Origin of the sequence: Mycobacterium parascrofulaceum ATCC BAA-614 (genome assembly GCF_000164135.1) — a bacterium.
In the GTDB taxonomy this organism is placed as follows: Bacteria; Actinomycetota; Actinomycetes; order Mycobacteriales; family Mycobacteriaceae; genus Mycobacterium; species Mycobacterium parascrofulaceum.
Window position 1 is genome coordinate 2,108,270 of sequence record NZ_GG770553.1, and the last position, 5,838, is coordinate 2,114,107.

6 protein-coding genes and 1 pseudogene are annotated in these 5,838 nt (G+C 68.8%); 5 read left to right on the plus strand and 2 right to left on the minus strand.

Going from position 1 to position 5,838, the window contains the following annotated elements; translation table 11 throughout:
- The first annotated feature begins 143 nt into the window (after window positions 1–143).
- From HMPREF0591_RS09930 to HMPREF0591_RS09940, 3 genes and pseudogenes are all read left to right on the plus strand, one after another.
- Window positions 144–542, plus strand: a complete 399-nt coding sequence (locus HMPREF0591_RS09930; RefSeq protein WP_007168371.1) for a DUF488 domain-containing protein — start codon at window positions 144–146, stop codon at window positions 540–542.
- Between the two features lie 20 nt (window positions 543–562).
- Window positions 563–1,437 (plus strand): annotated as a pseudogene (locus HMPREF0591_RS09935) (LLM class F420-dependent oxidoreductase).
- A gap of 16 nt (window positions 1,438–1,453) precedes the next feature.
- The gene (locus tag HMPREF0591_RS09940) at window positions 1,454–2,071 is read left to right on the plus strand and encodes a GNAT family N-acetyltransferase (RefSeq protein ID WP_007168373.1); all 618 of its coding nucleotides are present in this window, start codon (window positions 1,454–1,456) and stop codon (window positions 2,069–2,071) included.
- Between the two features lies 1 nt (window position 2,072).
- On the opposite strand, the gene crcB (HMPREF0591_RS09945) is transcribed toward HMPREF0591_RS09940, so the two are convergent.
- Window positions 2,073–2,456, minus strand: coding sequence for a fluoride efflux transporter CrcB (crcB, locus tag HMPREF0591_RS09945; RefSeq protein WP_007168374.1), 384 nt, complete (start codon window positions 2,454–2,456; stop codon window positions 2,073–2,075).
- A complete protein-coding gene (gene crcB / locus HMPREF0591_RS09950) occupies window positions 2,453–2,848 on the minus strand; it encodes a fluoride efflux transporter CrcB (RefSeq protein WP_007168375.1) in 396 nt (131 codons plus the stop codon). Before crcB (HMPREF0591_RS09950) ends, crcB (HMPREF0591_RS09945) begins: the two co-directional genes overlap by 4 nt.
- A 139-nt stretch (window positions 2,849–2,987) precedes the next feature.
- Between crcB (HMPREF0591_RS09950) and pgm the strand changes: the two genes are divergently transcribed.
- Window positions 2,988–4,616 (plus strand): phosphoglucomutase (alpha-D-glucose-1,6-bisphosphate-dependent), encoded by a 1,629-nt coding sequence (gene pgm, locus HMPREF0591_RS09955; RefSeq protein WP_007168376.1) that lies wholly within the window; start codon window positions 2,988–2,990, stop codon window positions 4,614–4,616.
- Between the two features lie 92 nt (window positions 4,617–4,708).
- A partial coding sequence (locus HMPREF0591_RS09960; RefSeq protein ID WP_040621539.1) for an MFS transporter occupies window positions 4,709–5,838 on the plus strand: 1,130 nt, incomplete at its 3' end.

Sequence of the window (5,838 nt, forward strand, 5' to 3'; positions counted from 1 at the left end):
GCGAAGCATCCAGAGCGGCCGTCGCCCGCGCCTGGCGCGCGGCCGCCGCGGACTTGACCGTCTCCAGCTCGGCGATCTGATCGATCAGCGTCGATTCGTCGGCCGACGGGTCGATCTCCGGTAAGCATTCGAACATACATTCGATGATAACGGGGGTGACCGACAAGCGTCCCGCGCCTACGCTGACAAGGGTGAGCGCCAGGATTCGAGTGGCGCGGGTCTACGACGACGTCACTCCCGACGACGGCCAGCGCGTGCTGGTCGACCGGGTCTGGCCCCGGGGGATACGCAAGGACGACCCACGGGTGGGGATCTGGCGCAAGGACGTCGCGCCGTCGAAGGACCTCCGCGAGTGGTACCAACACCGGCCCGAACTGTTCGACGAATTTGCTGCGCGCTACCAGGCGGAACTCCGCGGCAGCCCCGCGCTCGAGGAGGTTTGCCAGCTGGCCAAACGCGGCGTCGTCACCCTGGTCACCGCCACCCGCGCCGTCGACATCAGCCAGGCCGCCGTCCTCGCGAAGCTCCTGAAAACCCGCTGAACCCGTGAGACGATCGTGCGGTGCGGCTGGGATTGCATGCACTGGGCATCGGTGCGGGCGCCGATCGCGCGGTGATCGACGCCGTCGCGTCGACGGCTGACGAGTGCGGCTTCGCCACGTTGTGGGCGGGCGAACACGTCGTCATGGTCGACCGATCGGGTTCCCGCTATCCCTACTCCGACGACGGTGTCATCGCCGTTCCGGCACAAGCGGATTGGCTCGACCCGACGATTGCACTGAGCTTCGCAGCGGCCGCCTCCTCCCGGATCGGGTTGGCCACGGGCGTGCTGCTGCTGCCCGAGCACAATCCGGTGGTGATGGCCAAGCAGGCCGCGAGCCTGGATCGACTGAGCGGTGGGCGCTTGACGCTGGGGGTGGGCATCGGGTGGTCAAGGGAGGAATTCGCCGCGCTGTCAGTGCCGTTCGCCCGTCGGGGCGCGCGCACCGCGGAATACGTTGCCGCCATGCGCGCGTTGTGGCGCGACGACGTCGCCTCATTCGCCGGCGACTTCGTCCGCTTCGATTCGATTCGGGTCAACCCCAAGCCGGTGCGCGATCGCGGTATCCCGATTGTGGTTGGCGGCAACAGCGATCGGCGCTGCGGCGGGTGGCGGCCTGGGGCGACGGTTGGTACGGGTTCAACATCGACGGGCCGGAGGCCGCGCGCGACCGGGTCACCAAGCTGGAGCAGCTATGCGCCGAGTCGGGGCGCGATCGCCGGCAGTTGCGGCTGTCGGTGGCGCTGCGCAATCCCGGTGTCGGCGATCTCGCCGCCCTCACCGAGTTGGGCGTCGACGAATTGGTTCTGGTCGAGTCGCCCCCGAACCGGCCCGAGGCGGCGGCCGAATGGGTCTCGACGCTGGCTGGGCGGTGGATGATTGCGGCACCCGCATGAGCAGGCTCGAGCGCCGATGAGCGAGGCCGATCCGATTCTCCCGCGGGAGCTGACCGACATTTCCGGGGAGGTCCGCGCTGTCCCGCCACCGCCCATACCCGGGTTGCCCGATCCGTACGGGTTGCGTCTCGTCGACCCGGACGCCGACGCGGAGATGATCGCCGAGTGGATGAGCCGGCCGCACCTGGTGGAGGCGTGGGAATCCGCCTGGCCGGTCGCGCGCTGGCATCGGTACCTGCGCGCGCAACTCGAAGGCGCCTTCTCCCGCCCGTTCATCGCCACCCACGACGCGGTCCCGCGCGCGTACATCGAGTTATACCGGGCGGCAAAGGATTCCATCGCGAGGCGCTACGACCACCATCCCCACGATCTGGGCCTGCACGTCGCGGTGGCCGACCTGGACTACATCAAGCGGGGACACGTCAGTTACCTGCTGCCGCATCTGGTGGGCGGCGTCTTCGGGCTCGACCCGCGATGCCGGCGCATCATGTTCGATCCGGACCACCGAAACGTCCTGGCGCGCACGTTCTGCGAGCGGGGCGGGTGCGTCTTCCTGGGCGAGCACGACATGGCGAACCGCCGGATGGCGCTCTACGTGCTGCCCCGCACGCCCGACGACGTCCCCGCAAGCTGACTCAGAGCTGCTCGGCGAGTTTCAGTCCGAGTAGCGCCGCCGCTTCACCCAGCATGACGCTGACGATCAGGTTGGCGACCGCCACGCGTACCTGGCGTTCCTCGCCGAGGCGCTGGGTTTCCAGCATCCAGGTGGAGAAGGTGGTGTACGCGCCGACGAACGCGGTGCCGGCCAACAGCGCCGCGTGCCTGCTCAACGCCAGGCCGCCGAGAAAGCCGAGAAGCGCTGCGCCACTGACGTTCACCGCCAACGTGCCGAACGGAAAGGCCCGGGCTGTCCGGCTGCCCACCGCTCGGTCGACCATGAAGCGCAGCACGGACCCGACCCCGCCGAGGACGACGACGCCGGCCCAGACGAGGGCCGTGGTGACGACGGAGGCCGTCATCCGCGCACCCTCACCCGGCGAACCATTTTGGTGGCCAGATGCACGGCGAGCAGGCCACCGACGATGCTGACGACCGTGTAACTCCCGGCGAGGACCCAATGACCGTGCTCGACCATCCTCAGCGTCTCGACCTGCATCGTCGAGAAGGTGGTCAGTCCACCGCACAGTCCGGTGCCCAGCAGTGGGCGCCGATAACTCGACAGCGGCAACCGCTCCAGGAGTCGGGTGGTGAAGTAGCCCACCAGGAAGGCGCCGACGATGTTGACGGTGAACGTCGGCCAGGGCCAGTGATGCGGGTCGCGGTCGACAATGGCGTCGAAGGCGGCGCGCCCCAACGTACCGAGCCCCCCGCCGGCGAAAATCGCCGCCAATTCCCGATAATCGTGTGCCACGAGTGAGCCCCTTCGGTGCGCGCCGGTCGCTAGCAGCCTAAGGGGAAGGCTGACCAGAGTGTGAACCCGGGAAGTACCTGAGAAGTCGGGAACGTGCCCGGCGAGTGGGAGGGCTTGATCACGGGCAGAATTGATAACCATGGCCCACCCCCGAGCCGGTCAACCGGCCCAGCCCGAAGACCTTGTCGATCTGCCTCACCTGGTGACCGCCTACTACTCGATTCAGCCCGATCCCGACGACGTCGCCCAGCAGGTGGCGTTCGGCACGTCGGGCCACCGCGGGTCGGCACTGGTCGGCGCGTTCAACGAGGCGCACATCCTGGCCATCACCCAGGCCATCGTCGAATACCGGGCCGCACAGGGCACGACCGGCCCGTTGTTCATCGGCCGTGACACGCACGGTCTTTCGGAACCGGCGTGGGTGTCGGCGCTGGAGGTGCTGGGCGCCCACGACGTCGTCACGATGATCGACTCGCGCGACCGCTACACGCCGACGCCGGCGGTCAGCCACGCCATCCTCGCCTACAACCGCGGCCGCACCGAAGCGCTGGCGGACGGGATCGTCGTCACGCCGTCGCACAACCCGCCGGCGGACGGCGGCTTCAAGTACAACCCGCCGAACGGGGGACCGGCCGACACCGACGCGACGAACGCGATCGCCAAGCGCGCCAACGAGATTCTGCGCGAGGGCTCCCCGGTGAAGCGGGTGCCGCTGGCCCGCTCGCTGCGGGCCGCCCAACGCCACGACTACCTGGGCACCTACGTCGACGACCTGCCGAACGTGGTCGACGTCGAGGCGATCCGCGGGGCCGGGGTGCGGATCGGCGCGGACCCGTTGGGCGGGGCGAGCGTGGACTACTGGGGGGAGATCGCCCAGCGGCACGGTCTCGAACTGACCGTGGTCAACCCGCTGGTCGACGCGACGTGGCGGTTCATGACGCTGGATCACGACGGCAAGATCCGGATGGACTGCAGCTCACCCGACGCGATGGCCTCGTTGATTGCGAACCGAGAGCGCTACCAGATCGCCACCGGCAACGACGCGGACGCCGACCGCCACGGCGTCGTCACCCCCGACGCGGGGCTGCTCAACCCGAACCACTACCTGGCGGTGGCGATCGACTACCTCTACACACACCGGCCGTCGTGGCCGGACGGCATCGCCGTCGGCAAGACCGCCGTCAGCTCGTCGATCATCGACCGCGTGGTCGCCGGCATCGGCCGCAAGCTCGTCGAGGTGCCCGTCGGATTCAAGTGGTTCGTCGACGGGCTGATCGGCGGAACCATCGGCTTCGGCGGCGAGGAGTCCGCGGGGGCGTCGTTCCTGCGGCGCGACGGCTCGGTGTGGACCACGGACAAGGACGGCATCATCCTGGCGCTGCTGGCCTCGGAGATCCTGGCCGTCACCGGGGCGACCCCGTCGCAGCGCTACCGGGAACTGACGGCCGAGTACGGCACCCCTAGCTACGCGCGCGTCGACGCGCCCGCCGATCGGGACCAGAAGGCGCGGCTGGCCAAGCTCTCGCCCGAGCAGGTGACCGCGACCGAGGTGGCCGGCGAACCGATCACCGCGAAACTCACCGCCGCGCCCGGAAACGGCGCCGCGCTGGGCGGGTTGAAGGTGACGACCGCCAACGCATGGTTTGCCGCGCGGCCGTCGGGAACCGAGGACGTCTACAAGATTTACGCGGAATCTTTCCACGGACCCGAGCATTTGGCGGAGGTGCAAGAAGCCGCGCGCGAGGTGGTTAATAAAGTCATTGGGTGACCATTTCCCTCCGCCTTGCCCGCTCGGGGGAAAGCAGGTCCCGTAACGCCCCGCTGCCGCGCGAAGTCTGGATCCTCAGCTGGGCCAATGTCATGGTCGCGCTGGGCTATGGCGTCATCTCGCCGGCGATGCCCGCTTTCGCTCATACCTTTGGGGTCAGCATCAAGGCGGTGACTTATCTGGTCACCGTCTTTTCGTTGAGTCGGCTGTGTTTCGCACCGGTCAGTGGGGCGCTGGTGCAGCGGCTGGGGGAGCGGCGGATTTACATCGGTGGTTTGCTGATCGTCGCGTTGTCCACCATCGCGTGCGCGTATTCGCAGGCCTATTGGCAGCTGTTGGCCTTCCGGGCCATCAGCGGCATCGGCTCGACGATGTTTTATGTCTCGGCGCTGGGATTGATGATCCACATCAGCCCGCCGGACGCGCGCGGCCGGATCGCGGGGCTGTTCACGACGTCGTTCATGGTGGGCGCGGTCGGCGGTCCCGCGATCGGCGGGCTGACGGCGGGGTGGGGGCTGACCGCGCCGTTCATCGTGTACGGCGTCGCGATGCTGGGCGTTTGCGTGGTGCTGTACTACGGGCTGCGGCATTCGGAGCTGGCCGCGCCCCCGCCGCCGACGCGGTCGACGGTGACGATGCGCCAAGCGCTGCGTTTCCGCGCGTATTGGGCGGCGCTGCTGGCCAATTTCGCGACCGGATGGGCGGCGTTCGGTCTGCGCGTCGCGCTGGTGCCGCTGTTTCTCTCCGACGTGATGGGGGAAAGCGTCGGCATGATCGGCGTGGCCCTCGCGGCGTTCGCGGCCGGTAACGCCCTGGCCGTAGTCCCCGCCGGTTATCTGTCCGACCGGATGGGCCGGCGCGCGCTGTTGATCATCGGCCTGGCGACGTCCGGCGTGGCGACCGCCGCGCTGGGGGTCGTGTCGACGTTGCCCGCGTTCATGGTCGCCGCGGCCGTATCCGGTGCCACCACAGGCATTTTCATGTCGCCGATGCAGGCCGCGGTGGCGGACATCCTCGGCAACGAGGCGCGCGCGGGCCTTCCGGTGGCGGCGGTGCAGATGCTGTCGGACCTGGGTGCCATCGTCGGCTCCGTGACGGTCGGCTGGGCCGCCGAGAAGCTGAGCTTCGGCTGGGGCTTCGGCATCAGCGGGGTTGTCCTGGTGGTCGCCGCCGCCGGGTGGGTGCTGGCGCCGGAAACGCGGACCCTGGTCCATCCGGAGCA